The organism is Nocardia xishanensis NBRC 101358 (assembly GCF_001613365.1).
Taxonomy (GTDB): Bacteria; Actinomycetota; Actinomycetes; order Mycobacteriales; family Mycobacteriaceae; genus Nocardia; species Nocardia xishanensis.
Map to the genome: position 1 here is coordinate 14,325 of NZ_BDCF01000017.1, position 25,287 is coordinate 39,611.

Annotated in this window: 34 protein-coding genes; 29 read left to right on the plus strand and 5 right to left on the minus strand. The window is 65.4% G+C overall.

Annotation, left to right across the window (positions count from 1 at the left end; translation table 11 throughout):
* Positions 1 to 123: 123 nt before the first annotated feature.
* From trpC to NX1_RS15790, 9 genes are all read left to right on the plus strand, one after another.
* Positions 124 to 942, plus strand: coding sequence for an indole-3-glycerol phosphate synthase TrpC (gene trpC / locus NX1_RS15750; RefSeq protein ID WP_068059129.1), 819 nt, complete (start codon positions 124 to 126; stop codon positions 940 to 942).
* The gene (gene trpB / locus NX1_RS15755; RefSeq protein ID WP_068059131.1) at positions 942 to 2,204 is read left to right on the plus strand and encodes a tryptophan synthase subunit beta; all 1,263 of its coding nucleotides are present in this window, start codon (positions 942 to 944) and stop codon (positions 2,202 to 2,204) included. The genes trpC and trpB overlap by 1 nt, the downstream gene beginning before the upstream one ends.
* On the plus strand, positions 2,201 to 3,001 hold the full coding sequence (trpA, locus tag NX1_RS15760; RefSeq protein WP_068059133.1) for a tryptophan synthase subunit alpha: 801 nt from the start codon (positions 2,201 to 2,203) through the stop codon (positions 2,999 to 3,001). Before trpB ends, trpA begins: the two co-directional genes overlap by 4 nt.
* 109 nt (positions 3,002 to 3,110) lie before the next feature.
* Entirely contained in the window at positions 3,111 to 4,385 is a 1,275-nt protein-coding gene (lgt, locus tag NX1_RS15765; protein WP_084501467.1) for a prolipoprotein diacylglyceryl transferase, read from the plus strand.
* Between the two features lie 228 nt (positions 4,386 to 4,613).
* Positions 4,614 to 5,090: a TM2 domain-containing protein gene (locus tag NX1_RS15770; protein ID WP_068059137.1), complete on the plus strand. Its 477-nt coding sequence runs from the start codon at positions 4,614 to 4,616 to the stop codon at positions 5,088 to 5,090.
* A gap of 170 nt (positions 5,091 to 5,260) precedes the next feature.
* Entirely contained in the window at positions 5,261 to 6,016 is a 756-nt protein-coding gene (locus NX1_RS15775; protein WP_068059139.1) for an amino acid ABC transporter substrate-binding protein, read from the plus strand.
* A 6-nt stretch (positions 6,017 to 6,022) separates the two neighbouring features.
* Positions 6,023 to 6,691, plus strand: a complete 669-nt coding sequence (locus NX1_RS15780; protein WP_084501468.1) for an amino acid ABC transporter permease — start codon at positions 6,023 to 6,025, stop codon at positions 6,689 to 6,691.
* A gap of 70 nt (positions 6,692 to 6,761) precedes the next feature.
* Positions 6,762 to 8,183, plus strand: a complete 1,422-nt coding sequence (pyk, locus tag NX1_RS15785; protein ID WP_174555489.1) for a pyruvate kinase — start codon at positions 6,762 to 6,764, stop codon at positions 8,181 to 8,183.
* A 93-nt stretch (positions 8,184 to 8,276) separates the two neighbouring features.
* Positions 8,277 to 9,089: an acyl-CoA thioesterase gene (locus NX1_RS15790; RefSeq protein ID WP_245668531.1), complete on the plus strand. Its 813-nt coding sequence runs from the start codon at positions 8,277 to 8,279 to the stop codon at positions 9,087 to 9,089.
* A gap of 49 nt (positions 9,090 to 9,138) precedes the next feature.
* Here the strand turns inward: NX1_RS15790 and NX1_RS15795 are convergent, their stop codons facing one another.
* The 3 genes from NX1_RS15795 to NX1_RS15805 form a co-directional block, all read right to left on the minus strand.
* A complete protein-coding gene (locus tag NX1_RS15795; RefSeq protein WP_245668524.1) occupies positions 9,139 to 9,510 on the minus strand; it encodes a hypothetical protein in 372 nt (123 codons plus the stop codon).
* Positions 9,511 to 9,863: 353 nt separating this feature from the next.
* The gene (locus NX1_RS15800; RefSeq protein ID WP_157119772.1) at positions 9,864 to 10,532 is read right to left on the minus strand and encodes a hypothetical protein; all 669 of its coding nucleotides are present in this window, start codon (positions 10,530 to 10,532) and stop codon (positions 9,864 to 9,866) included.
* Positions 10,533 to 10,586: 54 nt separating this feature from the next.
* On the minus strand, positions 10,587 to 10,880 hold the full coding sequence (locus tag NX1_RS15805) for a helix-turn-helix domain-containing protein (protein WP_068059147.1): 294 nt from the start codon (positions 10,878 to 10,880) through the stop codon (positions 10,587 to 10,589).
* A gap of 398 nt (positions 10,881 to 11,278) precedes the next feature.
* On the opposite strand from NX1_RS15805, the gene NX1_RS15810 reads away from it, so the two are divergent.
* The gene (locus tag NX1_RS15810) at positions 11,279 to 11,665 is read left to right on the plus strand and encodes a hypothetical protein (RefSeq protein ID WP_068059149.1); all 387 of its coding nucleotides are present in this window, start codon (positions 11,279 to 11,281) and stop codon (positions 11,663 to 11,665) included.
* A gap of 15 nt (positions 11,666 to 11,680) precedes the next feature.
* Here NX1_RS15810 and NX1_RS15815 read toward each other — a convergent pair whose 3' ends face one another.
* Entirely contained in the window at positions 11,681 to 12,166 is a 486-nt protein-coding gene (locus tag NX1_RS15815) for a helix-turn-helix transcriptional regulator (RefSeq protein WP_157119774.1), read from the minus strand.
* Positions 12,167 to 12,611: 445 nt separating this feature from the next.
* On the opposite strand from NX1_RS15815, the gene NX1_RS15825 reads away from it, so the two are divergent.
* From NX1_RS15825 to NX1_RS15890, 17 genes are all read left to right on the plus strand, one after another.
* Positions 12,612 to 13,742 carry a YqaJ viral recombinase family protein gene (locus NX1_RS15825; RefSeq protein ID WP_169812240.1) on the plus strand — a complete coding sequence of 377 codons (1,131 nt, stop codon included), beginning with the start codon at positions 12,612 to 12,614 and terminating at the stop codon, positions 13,740 to 13,742.
* A complete protein-coding gene (locus NX1_RS15830) occupies positions 13,739 to 14,608 on the plus strand; it encodes a recombinase RecT (protein ID WP_068059158.1) in 870 nt (289 codons plus the stop codon). The genes NX1_RS15825 and NX1_RS15830 overlap by 4 nt, the downstream gene beginning before the upstream one ends.
* Positions 14,609 to 14,611: 3 nt before the next feature.
* Positions 14,612 to 14,830, plus strand: coding sequence for a hypothetical protein (locus NX1_RS36295; RefSeq protein WP_157119775.1), 219 nt, complete (start codon positions 14,612 to 14,614; stop codon positions 14,828 to 14,830).
* A 10-nt stretch (positions 14,831 to 14,840) separates the two neighbouring features.
* Positions 14,841 to 15,515 (plus strand): exonuclease domain-containing protein, encoded by a 675-nt coding sequence (locus tag NX1_RS15835; protein WP_068059160.1) that lies wholly within the window; start codon positions 14,841 to 14,843, stop codon positions 15,513 to 15,515.
* A 128-nt stretch (positions 15,516 to 15,643) separates the two neighbouring features.
* Positions 15,644 to 16,369: a hypothetical protein gene (locus NX1_RS15840; protein WP_068059162.1), complete on the plus strand. Its 726-nt coding sequence runs from the start codon at positions 15,644 to 15,646 to the stop codon at positions 16,367 to 16,369.
* Positions 16,366 to 17,175: a hypothetical protein gene (locus NX1_RS15845; protein WP_068059164.1), complete on the plus strand. Its 810-nt coding sequence runs from the start codon at positions 16,366 to 16,368 to the stop codon at positions 17,173 to 17,175. Before NX1_RS15840 ends, NX1_RS15845 begins: the two co-directional genes overlap by 4 nt.
* A 128-nt stretch (positions 17,176 to 17,303) precedes the next feature.
* Entirely contained in the window at positions 17,304 to 17,585 is a 282-nt protein-coding gene (locus NX1_RS15850; RefSeq protein WP_068059166.1) for a hypothetical protein, read from the plus strand.
* Positions 17,582 to 18,430 (plus strand): helix-turn-helix domain-containing protein, encoded by an 849-nt coding sequence (locus NX1_RS15855; protein WP_157119776.1) that lies wholly within the window; start codon positions 17,582 to 17,584, stop codon positions 18,428 to 18,430. The genes NX1_RS15850 and NX1_RS15855 overlap by 4 nt, the downstream gene beginning before the upstream one ends.
* Before the next feature lie 9 nt (positions 18,431 to 18,439).
* Entirely contained in the window at positions 18,440 to 19,744 is a 1,305-nt protein-coding gene (locus tag NX1_RS15860) for an AAA family ATPase (protein WP_068059170.1), read from the plus strand.
* A complete protein-coding gene (locus NX1_RS36300) occupies positions 19,741 to 19,950 on the plus strand; it encodes a hypothetical protein (protein ID WP_157119777.1) in 210 nt (69 codons plus the stop codon). Before NX1_RS15860 ends, NX1_RS36300 begins: the two co-directional genes overlap by 4 nt.
* 280 nt (positions 19,951 to 20,230) lie before the next feature.
* On the plus strand, positions 20,231 to 21,706 hold the full coding sequence (locus tag NX1_RS15865; protein ID WP_068059172.1) for a DNA cytosine methyltransferase: 1,476 nt from the start codon (positions 20,231 to 20,233) through the stop codon (positions 21,704 to 21,706).
* Positions 21,703 to 21,864, plus strand: a complete 162-nt coding sequence (locus tag NX1_RS36305) for a hypothetical protein (protein WP_157119778.1) — start codon at positions 21,703 to 21,705, stop codon at positions 21,862 to 21,864. Before NX1_RS15865 ends, NX1_RS36305 begins: the two co-directional genes overlap by 4 nt.
* A 61-nt stretch (positions 21,865 to 21,925) precedes the next feature.
* On the plus strand, positions 21,926 to 22,432 hold the full coding sequence (locus NX1_RS15870; RefSeq protein WP_068059174.1) for a P22 phage major capsid protein family protein: 507 nt from the start codon (positions 21,926 to 21,928) through the stop codon (positions 22,430 to 22,432).
* The gene (locus NX1_RS15875; RefSeq protein ID WP_068059176.1) at positions 22,429 to 22,668 is read left to right on the plus strand and encodes a hypothetical protein; all 240 of its coding nucleotides are present in this window, start codon (positions 22,429 to 22,431) and stop codon (positions 22,666 to 22,668) included. Before NX1_RS15870 ends, NX1_RS15875 begins: the two co-directional genes overlap by 4 nt.
* A complete protein-coding gene (locus NX1_RS15880; protein ID WP_068059178.1) occupies positions 22,665 to 22,913 on the plus strand; it encodes a hypothetical protein in 249 nt (82 codons plus the stop codon). Before NX1_RS15875 ends, NX1_RS15880 begins: the two co-directional genes overlap by 4 nt.
* Positions 22,910 to 23,470 (plus strand): hypothetical protein, encoded by a 561-nt coding sequence (locus NX1_RS38005; RefSeq protein WP_068059180.1) that lies wholly within the window; start codon positions 22,910 to 22,912, stop codon positions 23,468 to 23,470. The genes NX1_RS15880 and NX1_RS38005 overlap by 4 nt, the downstream gene beginning before the upstream one ends.
* A 116-nt stretch (positions 23,471 to 23,586) precedes the next feature.
* Positions 23,587 to 23,799, plus strand: a complete 213-nt coding sequence (locus NX1_RS15890; protein ID WP_068059182.1) for a hypothetical protein — start codon at positions 23,587 to 23,589, stop codon at positions 23,797 to 23,799.
* A 110-nt stretch (positions 23,800 to 23,909) separates the two neighbouring features.
* On the opposite strand, the gene NX1_RS15895 is transcribed toward NX1_RS15890, so the two are convergent.
* Entirely contained in the window at positions 23,910 to 24,434 is a 525-nt protein-coding gene (locus tag NX1_RS15895; protein ID WP_068059183.1) for a hypothetical protein, read from the minus strand.
* A 128-nt stretch (positions 24,435 to 24,562) separates the two neighbouring features.
* Between NX1_RS15895 and NX1_RS15900 the strand changes: the two genes are divergently transcribed.
* Both NX1_RS15900 and NX1_RS15905 read left to right on the plus strand, forming a co-directional pair.
* On the plus strand, positions 24,563 to 24,868 hold the full coding sequence (locus tag NX1_RS15900; protein WP_068059185.1) for a hypothetical protein: 306 nt from the start codon (positions 24,563 to 24,565) through the stop codon (positions 24,866 to 24,868).
* The gene (locus NX1_RS15905) at positions 24,861 to 25,166 is read left to right on the plus strand and encodes a hypothetical protein (RefSeq protein WP_068059187.1); all 306 of its coding nucleotides are present in this window, start codon (positions 24,861 to 24,863) and stop codon (positions 25,164 to 25,166) included. The genes NX1_RS15900 and NX1_RS15905 overlap by 8 nt, the downstream gene beginning before the upstream one ends.
* The last annotated feature ends 121 nt before the right edge of the window (positions 25,167 to 25,287 follow it).

Consider the following 25,287-nt stretch of genomic DNA (forward strand, 5'->3'; position numbering starts at 1 on the left):
GGAGCTGAACCCCGGCGGCAAGACAACAGGTACAGCCATTTATTCTTTGTCAGCATCGGTGAGACAGCGCCTGGGGGGATTCTCAGGCAGCAAGTCCGTCTCCCCAGAAAGGATTCGAGCCAGATGACGGTACTCGACTCGATTCTCGACGGGGTCCGCGCGGATGTGGCCGCTCGGGAAGCCCTCTTGGACTTCCCGGCCATCAAGGCCGCAGCCGCCGCAGCGCCCGCCCCGCTCGACGCGCGCGCCGCGCTCCTGGAAGACGGCATCGGCGTCATCGCCGAGGTCAAGCGGGCCAGCCCGTCCAAGGGGCCGCTGGCCGACATCCCGGACCCCGCGAGCCTGGCCAAGGCATACGAGGACGGCGGCGCCCGCGTCATCAGCGTGCTCACCGAGGGACGCCGCTTCGGCGGTTCGCTCGACGACCTGGACGCGGTGCGCGCCACCGTGAACATCCCGATCCTGCGCAAGGATTTCGTGGTCGGTCCCTACCAGATTCACGAGGCGCGCGCGCACGGCGCCGACGTCATCCTGCTGATCGTCGCCGCTCTGGAGCAGGACGTGCTGTCCTCGCTCATCGACCGCACCGAATCGCTCGGCATGACCGCGCTGGTCGAGGTGCACACCGAGGAGGAGGCCGACCGCGCGCTGTCCGCGGGCGCGTCGGTGATCGGCGTGAACGCCCGCAACCTCAAGACGCTCGAGGTGGACCGCGACGTGTTCGCCCGCATCGCCCCCGGCCTGCCCACCGAGGTCATCCGGATCGCCGAGTCCGGCATCCGCGGCACCGCAGACCTGCTGGCCTACGCGGGCGCGGGCGCGGACGCGGTGCTGGTCGGCGAGGGCCTGGTGACCAGCGGCGACCCGCGCGCGGCGGTGTCCGAGCTGGTGACCGCGGGCACCCACCCGTCCTGCCCCAAGCCGGCTCGGCGGGGCCGGTGATGGCGGTGAACGCACTACCCCAGGCCAGCGCGGGCGTCGCTCACCCGAGCGCCCACGAACCGGATCTCGGCGGCCACTTCGGCGTCTACGGCGGCAGGCACGTGCCCGAGGCGCTGATGGCGGTGATCGAAGAGGTCACCGCGGAGTACGAGAAGTGCCGCGCCGACCACACCTTCCTCGACGAGCTGGATCGGCTGCAGCGCGATTACACCGGCCGCCCGTCGCCGCTGTTCGAGTGCAAGCGGCTCGCCGAGCACGCGGGCGGCGCCCGCATCATGCTCAAGCGCGAGGACCTGAACCACACCGGCTCGCACAAGATCAACAACGTGCTCGGCCAGGCGCTGCTCGCCAAGCGGATGGGCAAGACCCGCGTCATCGCGGAGACCGGTGCGGGCCAGCACGGCGTCGCCACCGCCACCGCGTGCGCGCTGCTCGGTCTGGACTGCGTCATCTACATGGGCGCGGTCGACACCGCCCGCCAGGCGCTGAACGTGGCGCGGATGCGGCTGCTCGGCGCCGAGGTCATCTCGGTGACCACCGGCTCGCAGACGCTCAAGGACGCCATCAACGAGGCTCTGCGCGACTGGGTCACCAACGCCGAGCAGACCTACTACTGCTTCGGCACCGCGGCCGGGCCGCACCCGTTCCCGCTCATGGTGCGCGACCTCCAGCGCGTCGTCGGCCTCGAGGCGCGCCAGCAGGTGCAGGACATGACGGGCAGACTGCCCGACGCGGTGACCGCCTGTGTCGGCGGCGGCTCCAACGCCATCGGCATCTTCCACGCCTTCCTCGACGACCCGGCCGTCCGGCTGATCGGCTACGAGGCGGCGGGTGACGGTGTCCACACCGGCAGGCACGCCGCGACGTTCACCGGCGGCACGCCGGGCGCGTTCCAGGGCGCCTACTCGTACCTGCTGCAGGACGAGGACGGTCAGACCATCGAATCCCACTCCATCTCCGCGGGCCTCGACTACCCCGGTGTCGGCCCCGAGCACGCCTACCTCAAGGACATCGGCCGCGCCGAGTACCTGCCGATCACCGACACCGAGGCCATGGACGCGCTGCTGCTGCTCAGCCGCACCGAGGGCATCATCCCGGCGATCGAGTCCGCGCACGCGGTGGCGGGCGCGCTGAAGCTGGGCAAGGAACTCGGCCCCGGCGCGATCATCCTGGTCAACCTGTCCGGCCGCGGCGACAAGGACATGGACACCGCGGCCCGCTGGTTCGGGCTGTTCGACGAACCGCAGGAGACCGAGTCGTGAGCCAGCAGTCCCGTCTCGCCAACACCTTCGCCGCGGCGCGCGCGGAGAACAGGGCCGCGCTGATCGGTTACCTGCCCGCGGGCTACCCCGACCTGGCCGGTTCCATCGAGGTGTGCCGCGCGATGGTCGAATCCGGTTGCGACATCATCGAAGTCGGCGTCGCCTACTCCGATCCGGTGATGGACGGCCCGACCATCCAGGCCGCCGCCGAGCAGGCCCTTCGTGGCGGCGTGCGGGTGCGCGACGTGTTCACGGTGGTCGAGGCGATCGCCGAGGCGGGCGGCAAGGCCGTGGTGATGAGCTACTGGAACCCGGTGCTAAAGTACGGCGTCGACCGCTTCGCGCGCGATCTGGCCGCCGCGGGCGGCGCGGGCATCATCACCCCGAACCTCATTCCCGAGGAGGCCGACGACTGGTTCGTCGCCTCGGCCGCGCACGATCTCGACCGTATCTTCCTGGTCGCGCCGTCCTCCACCGAAGAGCGCTTGGTGAAGACGCTCGAGGCATCCCGCGGTTTCATCTACGCGTCCTCGACCATGGGTGTCACCGGCGCGCGCGACGTGGTGTCTTCCGCGGCGCCCGCGCTGTGCGCCCGCATCCGCGCCCACTCCGACATGCCGATCGGCGTCGGCCTCGGCGTCCGCAACGGCGTCCAGGCCGCCGAGATCGCGAGCTACTCCGACGGCGTGATCGTCGGTTCGGCGCTGGTCACCGCGGCGGCCGAGGGGTTGGACGCGGTGCGCGCGCTGACGAGGGAACTCGCCGAAGGCGTGCGCTCGGCGACCGTCGCCTCGTAGCCGGACGTCAAGAGCGGAATCCGTCGAGAGCCCGCGTACGGCGGGAGCGACGGCGCCGGCACACCCCACCGAATCTCGCGCTCGCCGCGCCCTCGGCTACGGTGGCCCCGTGACCTTACGAAGCGATGTGCTGGCCTATATCCCCAGCCCCCCGCAAGGCGTGTGGCAACTCGGACCGATCCCGCTGCGGGCCTACGCCCTCTGCATCATCCTCGGCATCGTCGTCGCCATCTGGTGGGGTGAGCGGCGTTGGCAGGAGCGCGGCGGCCAGTCGGGCACGGTGCTCGATGTCGCCATGTTCGCGGTGCCGTTCGGTCTGATCGGCGGTCGCCTCTACCACGTGGCGACGGACTGGAAGAAGTACTTCGCCGCGGGCGCCAACCCGATCGAGGCGCTCTACATCTGGCAGGGCGGCCTCGGCATCTGGGGCGCGGTGTTCCTCGGCGGTATCGGCGCCTGGATCGGCTGCCGTGTCTATCGTGTCCCGTTGCCCGCGTTCGGTGACGCCATCGCGCCGCCGATCCTGCTCGCCCAGGCCGTCGGCCGCCTCGGCAACTACTTCAACCAGGAGCTCTACGGCCGCGAGACCACCGTGCCGTGGGGCCTGGAGATCTACCCGCGGTTCGACGCCAACGGCGATCCCGACCCGATGAACGGCGTCTCCAACGACGTCGTCGAGAAGATCGTGCACCCCACGTTCCTCTACGAGATGCTGTGGAACCTGCTGGTCGTCGTGCTGCTGGTGCAGATCGACCGGCGCTGGCGGATCGGCCACGGCCGCCTGTTCGCGCTCTACGTCGCGGGATACAGCTTCGGCCGGTTCTTCGTCGAGCTGATGCGCGACGACGAGGCCACCAAGATCGCAGGCGTCCGCATCAATTCGTTCACCTCGGCGCTGGTCTTCCTGGCGGCCATCGCCTACTTCGTGTTCGCCACCAAGGGCCGGGAGACCGCCGAGCAGTTGCAGCCCGGCGCGATGGCGCGCCCGTGGCCGTGGCAGCTGCGCGCACTGCGCGCCGCGGGTGCGTCGGCGGCGATCGCCGGAAGTGGCGTGGCACTGACCGAGGACTCCGCGAAAGACGCTGCGGGCGAAGCGGACTCGGGATCAGCGGCGGGACGGTCGGGTGAATCCGGCGAGGCGTCGGGGGAGTCCGGGGCCGGCGGGTCGGCAGCGGTGAGTGCGGAGAAGTCCGAGGGCGCGGCCGTGAAGTCGGCGGAGTCGCCGGATGCGGTCGGGAAGTCCACTGCCGGGGCGGAATCCGTCGCGGCCGCGAAGTCGTCCACGGCGGCGGTCGACTCGCCCGACGCGGAAGACGAGTCCGCCGAGGCGGAGGAATCCGTCCGCGGAGCAGGCGAGAAGACCACGGCGGACAAGGGCAAGTAGTCATCGGCGAAATCGACCGCGCGCGACGGCAACACATCCGCCACCGCGCGCGATAACGATGCGGAGTCCGGAGAATTCCCGTCATCGGACTCCGCGCTTCGGGGCGCCGAGGCGACATAACCGGTCGATATCGGCAAGGATGACCGGTGATCGTCGCGGGCGTGCCCGTCGAGGCGATCGACGAACCGGGGGCCAGCAAAGGGTGCCCACTTGATGAGGAGGACATAAGTGACCGACCCCTACCAGAACAATCAAGGCTCAGGCGGCCCGCAGTACGGCCCGCCCGGTACGGGTCCTGACCTGAGCAAGGACGCTTCGGGCCAGCAGCAGTACGGCCAGCCCGCCGACCCGTACGGTCAGCAGCAGTACGGCCAGCAGCAGTACGGTCAGCAGCCCGGTGGCTACCCGCAGGCGGCGCCGTACGGCCAGCCGCAGCCGCAGGGCTACAACCCGGCCGATCCGGAAGCGCCGTACGGCCGTGACGCTTTCGGCGTGCCGCTGTCCGACAAGCAGAAGATGATCGCGGGCATTCTGCAGCTGCTGGTCGGCACCTTCGGAATCGGCCGGTTCTACCTGGGCTACACGACCATCGGCATCCTGCAGATCGTCACCTGCGGCGGCTGCGGTATCTGGTCGCTCATCGACGGGATCATGATCCTGACCGGCAAGGTCCCCGACGCCAACGGGCGACCACTGCGGGACTGACCCACGCTCCGAAGGGCGTCGCCGATCAGGCGGCGCCCTTCGTGTTTTCGCGATGCCACCCTTTCGCGCAGCGTGATCGCGATACTGTGCACCAGCCCGCATCAGGCGTAATTTGGGCCTGATCTGTGCGTCGTGTGTGGGCGCGTCCACGCACCGGAGAGAGGGATTTCGTGCGTCGCAAGCTGTTCGCCGCCGTCGTGCTCGCCATCGTCGCCGCCACCGGCCTCACCGCCTGCGGCAGCGGTGACGACCCGAACGTACTGAAGGTAGGCACCGAGGGGACCTACTCGCCGTTCAGCTACCAGGGCTCCGACGGCGCGCTCACCGGCTACGACGTCGAGGTGGTCCGCGCCGTGGCCGACAAGCTCGGCCGCAAGGTCGAATTCGTGCAGACGCCGTGGGACGCGATCTTCGCGGGCCTGGAATCGAAGCGTTTCGCGCTCGTCGCCAACCAGGTCTCGATCACCGAGGAGCGCAAGAACAAGTACGAGCTCTCCCAGCCGTACACCACCTCGCAGGGCGTGATCGTCACCCGCGCCGACAACGCCGCGATCACCTCGCTCGCCGACCTATCCGGCAAGACCTCCGCGCAGTCCGCCACCAGCAACTGGGGCGCGGTCGCCACGGGCGCGGGCGCGAAGGTGGAGGCCGTCGAGGGCTGGGTACAGGCAATCCAGCTGCTGAAGAACGGCCGCGTCGACTGCACGATCAACGACAACCTGGTATTCAACGAGTACACCAAGACCTCGGGCGACAAGTCGGTCAAGATCGCCGCGCAGACCGGCGAGACCAGCCGGATGGGCTTCGCCGCGCGCAAGGGCGACCCGTTGATCGCCGAGGTGAACCGGGCACTGGACGAGCTGCGCGCCGAGGGCAGGCTGGCGCGGATCTCGGATGAGTACTTCGGCGTCGACGTCAGCAAATAGCCGCTCGTGGACGCCGCGACCAGGGAGCTGATCTGGCACAACCTGTGGCCGATGCTCGAGGCCACCGTCACCAAGACCATCCCGCTCACCGCGATCAGCTTCGTGATCGGCTTGGCGCTCGCGCTGTTCGTCGCGCTGGCGCGGATGTCGCCGACCTGGCTGCTGTCAGCGCCCGCGCGCTTCTACATCTCGATCATCCGCGGCACGCCGCTGCTGGTGCAGCTGTTCATCGTGTTCTACGCGCTGCCGCAATTCGACATCGTGATCGATCCGTTCCCCGCGGCGGTGATCGCGTTCAGCTTGAACGTCGGCGGCTACGCGGCCGAGGTGGTGCGCGCCGCGATCCTGTCGGTCGCGCACGGGCAGTGGGAGGCGGCGCAGGCGCTCGGCATGTCGTATCCGATGATGCTGCGGCTGATCATCCTGCCGCAGGCCGCGCGGATCGCGGTGCCGCCGCTGTCGAACACGCTCATCTCGCTGGTCAAGGACACCTCGCTGGCGTCGACCATCCTGGTCACCGAACTGTTGCGCACCGCGCAGCTGGCGGCCGCGCCGACCTTCGACTTCTTCGCCCTCTACGGGGTCGCGGCGCTCTACTACTGGGTCATCTGCCTGATCCTCGGCTTCGGTCAGACGCGCCTGGAGACGCGCCTTTCCCGGCACGTCGCCCGGTGAGGACCCGTTCACCAAGTCTTCACCGAGGCCACGACGGGCCCGCACCACTCGGCAGGACTACGCTCTACTCGTGATGCGACGGACGAAGATTGTGTGCACGCTCGGCCCGGCCACTGCCACCGAGGACCGTATCCGCGAACTCGTCGAGAGCGGTATGGACGTGGCTCGCCTGAATTTCAGTCACGGCGAGCACTCCGACCATGCCGAGAACTACAAGAAGGTGCGCCAGGCCTCGGACCACGTCGGCAGGGCGGTCGGCATCCTCGCCGACCTACAGGGCCCCAAGATCCGGCTGGGCCGGTTCATCGAGGGCCGCACGGTGTGGGCGACCGGGGAGGAAGTGCGCATCACCGTCGACGACATCGACGGCACTCACGACCGGGTCTCGACCACGTACAAGGAGCTGGCCAAGGACGCCAAGGCAGGCGACCGGCTGCTCGTCGACGACGGCAAGGTCGGCCTGACGGTGACCAGCGTCGATGGCAACGACGTGATCTGCCGGGTGACCGAGGGCGGGCCGGTCTCCAACAACAAGGGCGTCTCGCTGCCCGGCATGGACGTGTCGGTGCCCGCGCTCTCGGAGAAGGACATCGAGGACCTGGAGTTCGCGCTGAAGCTCGGCGTCGACTTCATCGCGCTCTCGTTCGTCCGCTCGCCTTCCGACGTGGAGCTGGTGCACGACGTGATGGACCGGGTCGGCCGTCGCGTCCCTGTGATCGGCAAGCTGGAGAAGCCCGAGGCCATCGACAATCTCGAGGCGATCGTGCTCGCCTTCGACGCGATCATGGTCGCGCGCGGCGATCTCGGCGTCGAGCTGCCGCTGGAGCAGGTGCCGCTGGTGCAGAAGCGGGCCATCCAGATGGCGCGGGAGAACGCCAAGCCGGTCATCGTCGCGACCCAGATGCTGGAGTCGATGATCGAGAACTCGCGCCCGACCCGCGCCGAGGCCTCCGACGTGGCCAACGCGGTGCTCGACGGCGCGGACGCGGTGATGCTGTCCGGCGAGACCTCCGTCGGCGTGTACCCGATCGAGACCGTCCGGACGATGGCCCGCATCGTGCACGCGGTCGAGGCCGAGTCCTCCACCCGGGTGCCACCGCTGACCCACGTGCCGCGCACCAAGCGCGGCGTCATCTCCTACGCGGCGCGCGACATCGGCGAGCGGCTCAACGCCAAGGCGCTGGTGGCGTTCACCCAGTCCGGCGACACCGTGCGCAGGCTGGCCCGTCTGCACACGCCGCTGCCGCTGCTCGCCTTCACCCCGCTGCCCGAGGTGCGCAGCCAGCTCGCGCTGACCTGGGGTACCGAGACCTTCATCGTTCCCACGGTGAAGACGACCGACGCGATGATCCACCAGGTGGACCAGTCGCTGCTGTCGATGGACCGATACAAGAAAGGCGACCTCGTCGTCATCGTGGCGGGCTCCCCGCCCGGTACTGTCGGCTCCACCAACCTGATTCATGTGCACCGTATCGGTGAGGAGGACCACTAGGTGAGTGCTTCGCTAGGCGGCCGCGTCGGCACCGAAGAGCCGACGAAGGGGTCCGATCTGGATGTGCTGCTCGGTCTGCTCGATCTCGAGCAGATGGACACCGACATCTTCGTCGGCCACCATCCGGAGAAGGTCTGGAGCCGGACCTTCGGCGGACAGCTGGTCGCCCAGGCGATCATGGCGGCCGGTCGCACCGCGGGCGACCGGCCGGTGCACGCCGTGAACGCGCATTTCGTGCGCGGCGGCGATCCCAAGAAGCCGATCGAGTACCGGGTCGACCGGCACCGCGACGGCCGCTCCTTCGCCAACCGCACGGTCACCGCCGTGCAGGACGATCAGGAGCTGTTCGTCATGCTGGCCGCCTTCCAGGACTCGGGTAAGGGGCTCGAGCACGCCCACCCCCATCCGGATGTGCCGGACCCCGAGCAGCTGCCGCGCGTCGAGGAGAGCTTCGAAGGCTTGGAGGACAAGCTGGAGATGTTCGTCAACGCGCCGCACCCGATCGACATGCGCTACACCAACGATCCCGCCTGGATTCTGAAGGGCACGGGGGAGCGGCTCAACCACAACCGGGTGTGGATGCGCGCCGACGGCACGCTGCCCGACGATCCGCTGATTCACGTCGCGATGTTGGGCTATTCGTCCGATACGACGGTGCTCGACTCGATCATCACCACGCACGGTCTTTCCTGGGGCCTGGACCGGATCGTCGCGGCCACGGTGAACCACTCCATCTGGTTCCACCGTCCGTTCCGCTTCGACGACTGGGCACTGTACGCCACCGAATCCCCGGTCGCCGCGGGTTCGCGCGGCCTCGCCACCGGCCGGTTCTACTCGCGCGGCGGTGAACTCCTCGCCACCACGGTGCAGGAGGGGGTCATCCGCCACTTCCCGTCGCGTCGCTGAATCCCGTTCGCCGGTGATTGCGGGCGCCCACGCCGAAACGGCGTGGGCGCTAGAGGATCTCCCGCTCGAACTCGAAATCGAAGCTGTCCCTGCGCTGCGTGCTGATCGTGCGTGGCACATCGGGATCATCGATACCGCAGGATGTTTCGATCATCAGCCGGCGTTCCAGGGCGGCCAGGCTCGTTGCGGTCAGATCGCGCGGCGCCCCGACCAGGCTGAGCGCGATCTCGTAGGTGCGGCGCGCGTCCGGCTCCTGACCGGGATGGTCTACGCGCCATTGGGTTTCGAGGAGAATGTGGGCCGGGTCGTCCGGCTCGACCGGCAGCGTGAACCGCCACGCGAAGACGTCGCGGTCGTGCAGGTGGTCGTCCACCACCGCGCGCACCGTCTCGACGACGCGTTCCAGAGTCTCCGGCGTCACATAAACATGAAGCGAAACATCCGAAATTCGTTTCGTGGGTCTGTACGACATGGCGAAACAGTGCCTCCAGATGTCTTCTGACCTGCGACGATTCGCCTCATCGAACCACCCGGAACTGCCCGCGTCAACCCTGGCCCGCCCGCGCGTTTGGCCCCCAAAGTGACACTCAAAGTCGCACTGCGACTGCCCGAATCTGCCCGCTGTTCAAGGGCGTTTCGGCTGCCTCTGGAACCGTTCTCGCGCCGGGCTGAACCCGAGTGAGACGGGCGTCCTTTCCCGCCGGCGTGCATCTGCCGCAGGCACACTCGTCGGCGTGTCGCTTTCACGACACGCCGACGAGTTTTCGGGCCTAGCTATCGATTCGCAACCGGGCTCCGGTCGGCGTGAGCGCGCAGCGATGCAAGTCGGAGCCCATACAAACCGGCCGCCGACATCCCCAGCGCCGAGAACAGTGACGTCACCGTCAGCAAGTCGTAATAGTGGACCTGCATCCAGTTCGGCGCGACCATCAACGACCACACCGTGATTCCCGCGGACGCGACGGAAGCAACGGCGGCGATGATCAGCGCGATCAGCATCTTCCCGCCACGCAACTCCTTGATCGCGGTGCCCGCGATCAAGATGCAGGTCGACAGAACACCAAGAGCAAACAGGTGCTGATACCGCGGAGCCGCCGGCAGAGGGTCGGTGCCGAGATCGCTGGCGATGATCGCCAAGACGCCGAGGATCATGTTGTAGGCGATCCACGGATACCGGTAGCGGCGACGGCTCGGCCGCCGCAGCGGGATCAGGGACAAGATCGTGCATGCCCCGAGGATCATCAGCACATGCAGAAGATCGCTGAGATGGTCAGGGCCGACACGGTCGATCGGGTCGGCGAGTTCGGGCGTCTGGAGTGCGAAGCCGAGCGCAAGCAGGTACATAGCGATCGTGAACGCGCGGTTTGGCGAGCCGTCGCGTCTGCTCCAGATCTTCAGCCGCATGGATGCCGACATGACCAATAAAGCGACTGAAACCCACACAGCCGCAGCTTAACGGGCAAATCCGACAGATAGCGGGCAGTTACCCATTTTCGACTACTCGCCGCCGAGGGCGGCCATCCACGGGTGGTCACCGTTGTCGTCGGGCCTTTCTTCGGCCGCGGCGACCAGCTCGGAGGCTGTCATGTCGAATATGTCTGCTATTGCTTCGATTTCGACGACGGTCCAGGGTCGTTCTCCCCATTCGCGGGAGAGGTAAGTGCTCTTGGACATGCCGACGGCCCTGTACAGGTCTTGCTGTGTCATGTCGGCCTTCTCCCGCCGGTCCCTGACCTCGCGCGCCAAGGCGAAGTTCAGGTCCTTGCTGGAGTGCCGCCGCCGCCGTGCCACACCTCAGCGTAGCCCGATGGGCCTCCGACTGGGAGGTAGACAAGATTTCTGCAAACACGTAGCGTCGAGACCTTGCGGTATTCATATTCGGGTACTAGTCTCAGCTACAACCTGGATAACAGGAGCAGCATCCGTCAAATTCGTTGCGCGACAGACCGGCCCACCGTCGGGGGAGGACCAGCCTAAACGCAGGTATCTTCCAAGGTGGGGCCTAGACGCGGACACTTGCACAGCTATCGAACTGACAGTCACTGTCACAAGCTTTGCGGCGCCGGTGTCCACGAGAGCGCCACCTGTATCGGCGAGCCTGACGCACTCGCCACCTTCATGGCAACAAATCCGTTACCCCTCCCTAGCGGCGGCAAGGAGGGTGGACGCACGCACCCAAGGACCGGTCCATGCTCGATCACAAGCTCGATCCAGCGAAAATCATTGAAAATTTGACGACTCTCGGCATACTTACGATGCGAGCCGCCGCCGGGATGATCAACATCCGCCCCGACGACTGCGGCGGGCTGTGGAAGCTGATCGGCCGAGTGACCGTCACGCAACGCACAGCCCAGATCGACATGTGGCCCTGTTCGGGCCCATTGATCGATGACGCGGATACTGCCGTGCTCTACAGCCGCGGTCTCGACGCTTGGCTCAACCCGCCATCGGTCCGGCCGACTGGGTGGACGCAACGGCACGACCGCGAGCTAGGCCCCTGCTGGGAAACTGAGGTCACGGTGCCGGTCACGTACGAGATCCGCCCGCACGCTACGGGATTCGGTTCCGCAGCATAAAGGGGTCGGGGGAGATTAGCCGCGGGGAGATGCCCGCCGCGCAGCGGCGGTCGTCTTGCTCGCGGCTTTCTTTGTCGCCCGCGCTGGGCGAGGTGTCTCAGCGAGGGGTTCGGCGTTTGCTTCGTCGATCTGGCGCGCGATCGTCGTGACACCGAGTCGGCGTGCGACCTCGACCACAAGGTCACTGTCCGTCAGCTGAAGAGCCGGATCTGTGGTCGTGATCGCCTGTCCCAACTCTTTGGCTGTGGCGAAGCCGGCGGCGATGAAGACTTCCGGAATTGGTCGGTTGAATGTTTCGGCGATGGCGCGAGCCAGCTCTACCTTCGGCTGGACGGGGTTGTTCTGCCAGTAGAAGATCGTCGATGGCCTGATGTCGAGTCGCTTCGCAAGTTGGGTGACCGAGTCGATGCCCTCCACATACATTAGGTTTTCGATCCATCTCCACCAGGGAGTGGGCGTGGCGCCCTCGCTGCTGTCTTCAGTTGTGGGCCGGTCGGTCACTGGGTTGCCTTTCGTCGCACATCTCTACTCGACGGTAGGGAAGTGATAGTGGACTGATGGTATCGCCAGACCATTGAATGCGACACACCCGAAACAACCGTCCAGGTGTGCACTGGCTCACAGTCTATCGAAATGTGCTGGTAAACGCCATGCGGTGCATGCGAAGGCGTACTCCGGACGACTGAATGTCCGCACCGCCTTGTTGTGCAGTTCATGAAATACGATTGCATTCACTGGATGCGACACGTAGTCTGAAGTGGTCCGATACGAAAAATGCCCGTCCCCCACTGGCATGGGAGACGGGCTGACCTACCACGAAAGCGACCACGTGGCATGTCCAAACCACACGATACCTCACTCGTCCAACGCGCCCTCAGCGCGCAAGACAGCGTCGGCTGGACCGACTTCTCCGACCACTCGGCAGCCGCACAGTCGGTGACCGACCTTGCTCGGTTCGTCACCGAACTCGCCCGCCGAGTGCAGCAGCAGGACGCTGAGATTACCTCTCTGCGCCGCCGCATCAAGGACGTGGAGCGCCCCTGATGCGCAACCTCATCGAACACGTCATCGCCGCCGTCTCCGTCATCGCCTACGGGGCACTCCTCGGCTCTCTCGCCTGGCTCCTCGACTGGAGCGGAACCCTCTGGAGCACATGGTGATTCGTGAACTCGACGGCATCGAACTTGCCGACATCATCGAACCCGGGTCACCCGAATGGTGGTCACGCATGAGCGCGTCGAAAGTCTCAGCGGTGCTTGGCCTGTCGCGGTGGGAATCCCCGTTCTCCATCTGGCACAAGATGGCCGGACACATCCCAGACCTCGAACAGACCGAGGAACAAGCACGCGGCCACTACCTCGAACCTGCCATCGCCGCATGGTTCGCCGACCAGCACCCCGACTGGACCGTCCGCAAAACCGGAACCTGGCAACACCGTGCGCGCACCTGGCAGATCGCGTCACCAGACGCTGCCATCTGGGTACCCACGCGCGCCGGGCTGGAGATCCGTGTGGGGGAGTGGAAGACCGACGCCGACTCCGACACCGAGTGGGGTGAACCCGGAACCGACGAAATCCCGGTCGGCTACCGAGCCCAGGTCATGTGGACCATGGACACGATCGGCGCCCGGACCGCGCACGTCGCGATGCTCGGCGCCTACCTGTCGTTCCGCGAATACGTCGTCCACTACGACCCCAAAGAAGCGGCAGACATCCGCCAGCGCGTCACCGCGTTCATGGACAGCCTCCCAACCGGCGGTCGACCGCAACCGCCAGACCTGGATCGGCACACCGCCACCTACCAGACGGTGAGAGCGCTCAACCCCGACATCGTTGACGAAGAAGTCGAACTGACCGAAGCGACCGCACTCCGCTACCTCAACGCGATCGACGCCGAAGCCGACGCCATCGCCGAACGCATCGGCGCCACAGCGCAACTCGCGCACGAAATCGGTGACGGACGCTACGGCCGATTCCGGGGCGTCAACATCGCCCGCCGCCAACAGAAACGAGGCGGCACACCCTTCGTCACCCAAACCCGGAAACGCCCCGAACTTCACCACGGAGAAGCAGCATGACCACCTCAACCTCTCAGGCCGTCGCCAAACAGGACCACTCGCCGCGCGGAATGATCGCCCAATACCAGGGCGACTTCGCGCAGGTCATGCCCTCCCACATCCGACCCGAAACCTGGGTCAGGATCGCGCAAGGCGCCCTGAAGAAGGGCAAGAAGCAGGGCGACTACTACGAACTCGAAATCGCAGCCATGAACAACCCCGGCGTTTTCATGGCCGCCCTGCTCGACGCCGCCCGCCTCGGCCTCGAACCAGGGACGGAGGAATTTTGGCTTACGCCCCGAAAGGTCAAGGGCCGCCTGGAAATCCTCGGCATCCCTGGCTACCGGGGGATCATCAAGCTCATCTACAACGCGGGCTTCGTTTCGTCCGTTGTTGCCGAATGCGTGTACTCCAACGACCGGTTCACCTACCACCCCGGACGTGACCAGTACCCGCAACACGAAATCGACTGGGACTCCGAAGACCGCGGCAAGCTGCGTCTCGTCTATGCGTACGCGCGGATGAAGGATGGCTCTTACTCGAAGGTTGTCGTGCTGAACCGCCACGACATCAAGCGGATCAAGGAATCGTCGCAGGGCTCGAACTCCGAGTACTCGCCGTGGCAGAAGCATGAGGCCGCGATGTGGCTCAAGTCCGCGGTGCGGCAGCTCGCGAAGTGGGTTCCGACGTCCACCGAGATCCGCAACGACGCGAAGGTCGTCGAGTCCAAGCGGGTTCAGCAGGAGGAGTTCACGGCACCTGCCTTGGTGGAAGCCGACCCGGTCTTGGAAGGCGAACTCGTCGACGACGGGGTGACCGACGCGCCGGCCGCCTACTACGAGGACGCCGCCGACGGTGGCATGTTCCCGCCGGACCCGGAGGCGTGAGCCGTGAACGTTGTGAACCTCGATCCCCCAGAGGCAGGCGCCTGGCTCGTGTTCCCAGAAGCGGGGAAGCGGGCCGGGGAAGGCGGCGACTGCTACCAAGTCACCTACTTCGATGACGAACTCGCAGCCCTCCGCTACGCCAACCAGCGCAACGGATATCGCGCAGTGCCGATCAAGCCAGGCCAAACGATCCTCGACGCGATCGGAGCAACCTTTGACTAGTTGGACAACCATGCCCCTCGCGGCCTTCGATTTGGAGACGACGGGAATATCGGTCGAGTCCGACCGCATCGTCACCGCATCCATCGTGCGCATCGACGGCGGGGATGTCCGGGCGCGCAATTGGATCGCGCATCCCGGCATCCCTATCCCGCCGGCATCCACAGAGGTACACGGCATCACCGATGAGTACGTCGAGAAGCATGGCCGTCCGCACGCGGATGTGGTGTCGGAAGTGGTGTCCGAGCTGTACGCCTGCTGGGCTGAGGGCCGATGCGTCGCTGTCTACAACGGCAGCTTCGATCTCAGCCTGTTGGCCACGCATGCACCCGATTTCGAGGTCCGCGGCCTCGTGGTGGATGGCTTTGTGCTGGACAAGCACTACGACAAGTACCGCAAGGGTTCCCGGAAGCTGTCCGCAGTGTGCATCCATTACGGCATCCGATTGGATGACGCCCACGATGCGCAAGCGGATGCGACCGCGGCGGCACGGCTGGCGTGGAAGCTGCCGCGCGTCTTCCCCGAGCTTGCCGCCTACACCGCATCAGATCTGATGCGCGCACAAGAGAGCTGGTACCGCGAACAGGCGCACAGCCTCATCGACTACCTCCGCCGCAACGACCGGCCGTTCGAGGACGTCCGTGCCGATTGGCCCATCGCACGAGCAACCGAAAGCAAAGCAGCATGAGCAAGCGTCACGAACTTGAGTGGAGACAGCCCACCGCCGTGGGGCGCCGGAAGTCGACCCAGCCGCGGCTCGGGAAACCGAAGGCGCAGAAACGAGCACGACTCCGCGAGGCGCGAGGGATCCCCCGCATGGTTCCAGCCGCGCGGCCCGCGGCCCATGCCCGCCAGCTCCGCGCATGGGGATTCAGCGACTTCGCGATCGCGGCTGCCGCTGGAATCGACCAGAAGGCAGTGTGGAATATCCGCCACGAAAGCTACGAAACGACCACGATCGACTGCGCCGCTCGAATCATGTCGGTCACGCATGTTCCGGTGCCTAGCCAAACCGGTATGAAGGTGCCCAGTGTCGGCACTCAACGCCGAATCCAAGCACTTGGCGCAATCGGGTGGCGCCACGACGACATCGCAGCACTCCTCACGGTTTCCCCTAGGCAAGTTGGCCTGTACGCGCAGCGTCGCTGGGTCTTCTTCGAGACCTGGCAAGCGATCAAGAACATCTACGACAAGTTGTCCGGCACACCAGGTCCCAGCCGACTCGGTGAACTGAAGGCCCGCAAACGCGGCTACGCGACACCGCTCGCGTGGGAAGGCCGCGACATCGACCATCCCGACCACCAGCCGGACATGAGCGCCAGCGACAGCGGCGAACAACCCGACCTCGTTTTGGTAGAACGCATCCTCGCTGGCGAACACCGAGGCGACATACCGAAGGCCGAACGCCAAGCGGTTCTCGACCACGCGGTCTCCAACGGCTGGACCTATCCCCGGCTCAGCAAAGCCATGAACATGACCCCGCAGACCGCAGACCGGGCATTGGTTCGTCACCGTAAGAAGATTCGAGAGGCGGCAGCATGAGCCAGCTCAGCTACCGATCGAAGCTGAACAAGCTGTACGAATGGCGGAAACTCAACGGAATCCCTTCCGTCGTCGATGCCACACCCATCCTCGCGCACATCCTTGAGCTGAAAGCCCTCGGACTCACCGACTCGATGATCGCACGCGCAGCTGAATGCTCTTCGCGGTCAATCGGATTCATTGTGGACGGCACAACCAAAGTGGTGCGTGTACCGCTGGCCGGACGAATCCTTGCCGTCAACCACCTGCCCGACCCTCGCCAACATTGGGTGCTTACTGTAGGCGCCCGGCGCCGCATCCGTGCGCTCTCAGCCATCGGGTGGCCCACCAAAATGTTGGCGTCACGCCTCGGTATGTCGAGCCGTCACAAGCTCAACGAATCCATCAAATCCGGCTACATGACCTACACCCGCTGGGCGCAGATTCGAGACCTCTACGACGAGCTGTCCGGCACACCAGGTCCGAGCCCCAAAAGCGTCGAACGCTCGCAGCAACTCATGCACGCACCACCGCTGGCCTGGGACGGGATCGACATCGACCACCCGCACAGCCAGCCGAACTGGCAAGCCATGGGAGTGAAACTCGCTGACCGCCCTGTGTGCGTCAAGGGCCACCAGTACACCCCAGAAAACACCGGCCGCGACGATCGCGGAAACCGGTACTGCCGCATCTGCCGCCGCAACTCCAACGCACGTCGACGTGCGGAAATAGCCGCACAGAAGGCGGCAGGACGACAGGAAAGCCGGTTGGACAAGCCGAATAGGCTGAAAGCAATTGAGGCACGCGAAAATACGCATTGCGCCTGAGCCCTTAAAGCAGTTCAGCCCCCCACTGCCACATGGGGGGCTGAACAAAGTCTCACGCATTACCGGATGCGTGACGCCGAACCGTAGGAGTGCGGTCGGCATACGGCCCATGGGAGGGGCCATACACCATGATTCTACCATCTGACCGCCGCATCACCCAGATGACCGCGGCGCACATTCAGAACCTCTTCCGCGACATCGCAACCCACTACGGGCACACCATCGACGCGCGTGACGCACCCGTGTGGCTCGCCGAAGCCCACCGCGCATGGACCTGGAACGGGGCAGTCGCCGACTGGGACCTCGTCCACGCCATCGACGACTACTTCAAAGCCGGGAACGCTGAGCCGATTACGCCGGCGGCGATCACCGCAATCATCCGCTCCTACTACGGGCAGGGGGCTGCGTGAGCATTCAAGCGACCCGATGGGCTGCACGCAAAGTACTCATCGAAGACGGGACGCTGAAATGCGTCCTGCTGATCATGGCCGACGCCGCGGGCAAACACGGCGAAGGTGTCTGGCTGTCGCAAGAAACGCTCGCCTCCCGGACCGGATTCACCGACCGAACCATCCGGCGCTCGCTCGACAAACTCAAGGCGCTCGGCCTGATCCGGCCCGGAAACCCCGACCTCGTCGCCCACCTCCCCAAGGATGAACGACCTCTCGTCTGGAACCTGGTGCTGACGCGCACGATCGACCAGGGCGAAGTACAGCGCACGCCACGCAAGCTCACCAGAAAGACCGCCACACCCCCGGACACTGAGTCCAAAAAGGACCGGACACTGAGTCCAAAAGGACCGGACACTGAGTCCAAAACCCCCGGACTCAGTGTCCGACAAAGCGTTAATGAAGCGTTAGTAGAAGCAAAGCGCGTTCGCGAACCGCGTCAGTCACCGCTCCTCGCCCTCGTGCCCGACCTCGCACAGACGGTCGAGGAAACAGACCTCTTCGAGAAGTTCTGGGACGCCTACCCCAAACACGCCAAACGCGACGACGCTCGCAAAGCCTGGGACGAAGCCATCAGCAGCGGCGCTGACCCCCAAGCCGTCATCGACGCAGCAGCCCGGTTCGCCGCAGACCCCGAAACCCAGCAGCTCATGAACAACCCCGAAAAGCGGCGCTACGTGCAATTCGCACGCACCTGGCTCAACGACCACGCCTGGAAAGACTGGAGCACCCCCCTCCGCGCAGTCTCCGGCGACAACTACCAGCAGCCGCGGCGCCCCATCAACCCCAACTGGCAAGAGATCTGAGGCCACGCCATGACCGAGAACCTCACCTACGACTACACCGCCGAACAAGCCGTCATCGGCGCCGTCATGCTCGCCCCCGAACAGACTGCCACCCACTTCCTCGGCATCCGGCCAGAAGACTGGTACACCCCCGTCTTCCGCGACACAGCCGCCGTCATCCGCGGTCTCATGGCCGACGGCAAACCCATCGAACCCGCAACCGTCCTCGTCGAAGCCCAAAACCGTGGCCTCGTCGGCCGCAAGATCCAACCAGTCGCGCTCTTCGAAGCCCAGCAAGCCGCCGCCGTTCCCGCCTCCGTGCCCGTCCTCGCCGAACGCATCCGCAACCTCTCCGCCGCCCGCAAACTCTCCGAAACCGGCATCCGCCTCGCCCAACGCATGGACAGCGCCTGGACCTCAGGCGCCGACCGCGCCGACATCGACGACGCCATCGCCGCCACCCGCCGCGCATGCGACGAAGCCGAACAAATCGCCGCCGACCCCACCAGCAACCCACCAACACCCATGGGCGACTTCCTCGCCCAACCCTCACACCACAACTGGATCGTCCCCGGCCTCCTCGAACGCATGGACCGCATCGTCCTCACCGGAGCCGAAGGCGGCGGCAAAAGTGTCCTCTGCACACAAATAGCGACCACCCTCGCCGCGGGACTTCACCCGTTCACCGGAAACCTCCTCGGCTCAGACGGATACCGGGCGCGCGTCCTCGTGATCGACTGCGAGAACAGCCCGTCCCAATCCCGGCGCCGCTACAAATGGGTCACCCGCATGGTCAACGACCGGCGCACCAACCACGGACTCCAACCAGTCGACTGGAACGAGTCGATGAGCATCGAAGTCCGCCCCGCCGGCATCGACCTCCGCGCAGGCGACGACGCTGCATGGCTCGAACGCGCCATCGCCGACACAAACCCCGACCTTCTCGTCCTCGGCCCGCTCTACAAACTCCACCGCATGAACCCCAACGACGAGCAGCCCGCGCGAGACGTTGTCTGGGTGCTTGACGGACTCCGCGAACGGTACGGGTTCGCGCTCCTCACCGAAGCCCACGCAGGCAAATCCACCACAGGCGACGGACGCCGCAACATGTCGCCCATCGGCGCAAGCCTGTGGCTGCGCTGGAGCGAATTCGGATTCGGGCTCGCCCGCGCAGCCGACGACCCCGGCAAAGGCCGCGCCGAAATCGTCGACGTCGTGTCCTGGCGAGGCGCCCGAGAAGAACGCGACTGGCCGTCGAAACTCCAGTTCTCCCACATCCTTCCGTGGATGCCCTCCGACCCCGACTACTACGACCAGGCAAGGCGGTCGCAGTGACCGTCACGCCACCACCATGCAACGGCGCAGTAATCGTCGGCGTCGTCGAAGCCTTCGCCCGACACTGGCCCCACCTCAAACCGCCCATGTTCCGCGCCGACGACGTCCTCCCACTCCTCGCCGGCAACGACCGCGAATACAACGCCGCATCAGCACTACTCGAAGCCGAACGCGTCCACTACCAGCCAGGGCAAGAACCAGATTGACAACACATCGATACTCAACTCAACCCAACCAGACTCGTCGGCAAACGGACAGCAGCAAGACCAAAACAACTGCGTATGGCGTACGCAATTCGTGGCGGACGCAGTTTTCTCCGACCGGCCTCTATATGCCGCTACAGCCCACCGAAACCCTCTCCCGGCCACTCGGATACCAGACGGCCCTGAAAGTCGCTCCTACCGCCTCCTGCGGACTCAAGAATGAGGTTCCTGATTTGCCTGCCCGACTGACTCCCGCCGAAACCGCCGTTGAGGCGGTGGCGGCATGACGCTCACGGTGACCGACCTGTTCGCCGGATCCGGTGGTTCGTCGACCGGACTGGCTGACGTGCCCGGCCTCGAACTGGTCCTCGCGATGAACCATTGGCAGCTGGCGATCGACACACACGCGTCGAATCACCCGCGCGCCGACCACAAGTGCGCCGACATCTCGCAGTATGACCCGCGGTTGGCGCCGCGCACGGACATCTTGTGGGCGTCGCCGTCCTGCACTCACCACAGTCAGGCGTCGGGCAAGAAACGCAACCATGGTGCCGCGGCCGGTGACCGGCAGCCGGACCTGTTCGGGGAGATCCTGCCCGACGAGGCTGCCGAGCGGTCGCGGGCGACGATGTGGGATGTGTTGCGGTTCACCGAGCTTCACCGGTACCGGGCGGTGATCGTGGAGAACGTTGTCGACGTCATGCAGTGGGTGATGTTCCCGGCGTGGCGGCAAGCCTGGGGTCTGCTCGGGTACGAGATCCGGTTTGTGTTCATGAACTCGATGCATGCCCAGGCTGGGGGAGTGCCGGCGCCGCAGTCTCGGGATCGCTGGTATGCGGTGGCGTGGCCGAAGGGGAATCGGGCGCCGGATTTGGAGAAGTGGACGCGCCCGCGCGCCTGGTGTGTGACCTGCGATGAGTGGGTGTACGCGGTGAAGTCGTGGAAGCGTCCCGATCGGGAGCCGTGGGGCCGTTACCGGGCCCAGTATGTGTGGCGTTGCCCGCGTGTGAAGTGCCGTAATTCGGTGATCGAACCTGGTTGGTTGCCTGCTGCGTCGGCGATTGACTGGACGTTGCCTGGTGAGCGGATCGGTGACCGTGTGAAGCCGTTGGCGGAGAAGACGATGGCCCGTATTTGTGCCGGGCTGAGCAAGTTCTATGGGTCAGCGGACGGCTTGTTGGTGCCTGCGGGTGGGTCGTGGAACGAGACCGCGTATCCGTTGACGGAGGCGATGCGGACCCGTACGACTCGCGAGTCTGAAGGACTGTTGATTCCGGTGGAGGGTCGTGACGGGAAGGTCGCTGGGCATGTGCGGGAGCCGTTGCGGACCCAAACCGCCCGCAACGAAACCGGGCTTCTGGTGCCGTATTACGGCAACGGCAACGCGGCTACCACGAGCGAACCGGATCGCACGATGACGACTCACGACCGGTATGCGTTCGTGGTTCCGTTGCGGAACAACAACACCCCGAAGTCCGTGCGGGATCCGTTGGACACGTTCGCTGCCGCGGGCAACCATCACGCGCTCGCGACGACCGCCGTTCCTAATATCGAGGACTGCATGTTCCGCATGCTCACCCCGGACGAGATCAAGCGCGGTATGGCCTTCCCTGACGACTACACGCTTCTCGGCAACAAGCGCGAGAAGGTGCGGTTGTGCGGCAACGCGGTCACTCCTCCTGCTGCACGCGATCTCGGCGCCGCGGTCGCGGAATCCCTCGGGCATGTGGTCGGCGAACCAGCGGCGGTGGCGGCGTGACTCCTGTGCAGGTCGCTTTGTTGTGGCTGGCGGTGCCCGCGGCGCTTTTCGTGTTGGCGTGCGTGGTTCGGCATCTGGACGTGAAGTTCGCGTTGCTGATGGCTGCTGTGGGCGCGCTGGTGGCGTGCTTGATCGACCTGATCGAGGTGGCGGCGTGAGAAGTGTGTCGGTATCTGACTATGCGCATCTGTTGATTGAATCTATTGAAGGGAGAGCGACATGACCGACCTGATAATTGGCGTGGACGCAATCGCGAAGGCATCCGTGAACACCATGCGTGAGCTGATCAAGCAGCCGTTGAACGTCGATGCCTGCACCCAGTTCGGGCCCCACAAGCCTGGCGACACCGTCGAGGTCCGCAAGGCCGGCACTGAGGACGAGACGATCTCGGTGCAGTTGAATACCGTTGCCGACGTAGCGTTCGCGGTGACGTCAGAAGATCTGACGCTGCCGTTCAACGACTTCCGTGACAAGTTCATCGTGCCCGCAATGGATGTGCTCGCGAAGAACATCGACCGGTCCATGCGCGCCGCAGGTCAAGGCGCGCAGTTCGCATCAGCCCCGCTTCCGCTCCCGGTCGTGGATGAGCGTTTCTGTGCTGTAGTGACTCTGGACGGCATTTCTCTGCGTGTCGTCGAGGTCTTCGACATTGCCAGGTGCGAGACCGTGATGGCCTTCGACGTCCTGTACGGCGTCGCAGTCGCAGAACAGGCGGAGGCCGCATGATCTCGCTGTGGTGGAGTTTCGCGCTCACAACGATCGGCGTCACGGGCCTGGTGCTCGTGTACCGGTCTCAGTCGCTCGTCGGCCCGCTCATCGGTCTCGCCGTGCAGTTCCTGTGGATCGCCTACGCGGTCGCGACCCGGCAGTGGTGGTTCCTGTTGTCCGCGTTCACGTACGGCGCCGCGAACATCTACGGCCTGACCAAGCGCCGCAACGAACGAACCGAGGTAATCGAGTGACCCCCGAGGATATCCGCGCTTGCTACGAGATAGCGCTCGCCGAGCAGTTGGAGATCATCGCGCCGTCCTGGATCGGTGCGGGCCGCGAGGGGGAGGTAGCCGCCGACGTAGTCGACGCTCTCGCCGCCGCCGGGCTGCTGCCGACTGGTGCGGAACGGCTTGTCGCCTACGCGGTCATGGACACCAGCGACGACCACGTGATGCGGCGGTACGTCACCGAATGGCAGCCGGAGGAGGCCGAGTGAACGGGATCCCGATCAGCTTCGCTGCACCCCGCACGTGCCCGCACAACTGGGAAGTCGTCTCGATGGTGTTCGAAACGCAAATGCTCGACGCCCGCGGGCGAGTCATCGTGCGGCAACCCGACGTTCAGGAAGCTCGCGTGTACTTCATCTGCCGCGGCTGCGCCTCACACACCTACATGACCACCCAATGGATTGGCTGCCGCATGTACGGCAGCGAAGACGCCAAAGCCGCGTTGGCGAAACGGATGCGGTTCTGGGCGGACCGCATCGACCCAGCCGGGGCACCCCGCTACATGGGGTACTCGTACACAATCGAACCCGGCAAGGGGGTCGTGTTCCACAAGAACGGCCGCGGCTGCAAGCTCTGGTACCTCGGGAACGTCGACCACGAGCGCGCCTACAGCGAATCGCGGGCGTCGACAGCGGATCTCGCCGACCTGACCGACCAAGAGTTGCTTGCTTCCGCGATGCTCACACCCGATCCCGACCGTGCACGTGCATGCAAACAGGAGTGGGATCGCCGACTGCGGGCCAAGTGGCGGGGGGCTGAAGCGTGACCATAGAAGGGTGCAGTCGCTGCTGGTGTGGGCGCCCAAGCCACCCCGATCTGATCGACGGATGCGTAGGCGACCCGCTTCTACGCGCGCTGTTCGGGCCTCCCAGCGTTGAGGCGATGATCTCCACGGCCATCACCATGTACGGAGACCTGCTGGCGTTGGCCGTGGACGGCAACGAGGAGGCTGCGGCCCTTATTGCGGCGAACCCGATCCCGGAACCGTCGATCGAGACCGATATGTCGATTCTGAAGCTCGCGGGCATGGACGTTTCTGCGGAAGATGTTCGGTCGCTTCGAGCGTGGTACGGCGGTGAAGAGCGGGCGGCGTGACGGACTGCCGGCCTGCGCCACCCGACCATGCTCGCCGAAGACGAGTCCGGCAGCCGGGCACGCGGGGAGGTGCATGACCACCGCCCGCGTGCGGCACCGACAGGGCAGGGCTACTCGTCGTAGCCGTTCGCGGCTGCCTGAGCATTCGCGCAGTCGATCAGGAAAGCGAGCGACACCGACGACTGAAGCGGCGACGGCACCCAACCCGTTGCTGTCACAATGAAATCGCTCTTGGATTTCGTTTCCCCAGGCGCCCATGTGCCAACTGCAACCGGGATGCGCGCCCAGTTGACCGGCTCTCCGGTTTCGGTATTGACCGGACGCCGGTAGTACGACGTGAAATCCTCGTATTCACCGTATTCGGCCTTATGGGCATTCCTGTACTGCTCGCAGAACGGTGCGCGCTCGCCGAGGAGCACCCAGAAGATCGGGATGGTGTCGCCGTGCCGGGTTTCCACCTTCTTCGCCCAGATTTGGAACATCTCGTACGCGCTGATCTCGCGCGTGGTGTAGTCGTCGGACACGGAAGCGTAGTCCGCTTCCCATTCGAGCACCAGGGGAACTTTCGTCTGGACTTCCCCCGAGATCTTCGGGGTGACTGTCCACTGGTTCTCTTGCTCGGTGTAGGTGGCCATCGGTTCCTTTCTTGCCCGCGGCTTGTGCCGCTCGTCAAGTCTAGCGGGCCATTAAGGGTCGCTTCATCTTTCGCGGGTCACCGGTTGCGCTCGAATTTCGAGTTTGACTCGGGCGAGACAATAGAAGCGTGAGCGAAGAAGAAGGCGGTTACGAGCTTTTCATGCCGTTCGTCACGGTGAAAAGCAACGGCGGACCCCACGACGACACCGCCTATGTTGCCGGTTGGGAAATGGGTGCACTCGACGCACAACTCAGGACAGCAGCATCGGTGCGCGCGGAAAACCTCACCGTCCAGGTCCACACCGCGAACATCCCGCAAGTCGACCTGCTGGCAATGAAACACGGATTCACGGTCGAACACTTTGCTTACGAAGACTGCCCTAACTGGTCGGAAGTCGCATTCACCAGGAGCGCGAAGGACGCCGATGACTGACGACGAAATCGATGACCGGGTCGACGCCTGGCACAACGGCGCCGGCGGGGGCATGCCGCTACATGAATACCTCGGCATGACCTGGAGTGAGTACGCGGAATGGGTTGAAGCGCCAGGGCGAGCAGGTGAGCCGGACACAGCGCAGGCAGTCCAGGAAGAGTTGGCGCGCGCGATGGCTCAGCCGATCGACGTCGACGCGATCCTCGGTTCTCTCGGACCCGAATACAACGACCCAGGTGACGATCCATGGGGCGGCGCCAACCTGTTCGACCTGACGGAGGTGAACGGCGGTGAGTGACCGTGACATTGTCGACGCGATCGACGAACTCGTAGACGCGCAACTCGCCAACTACGACCGGCGCAGCGGCTACGACTACAACGTCAACCAAGACAAATGCCCGCACGAATGGTGCCGTGAG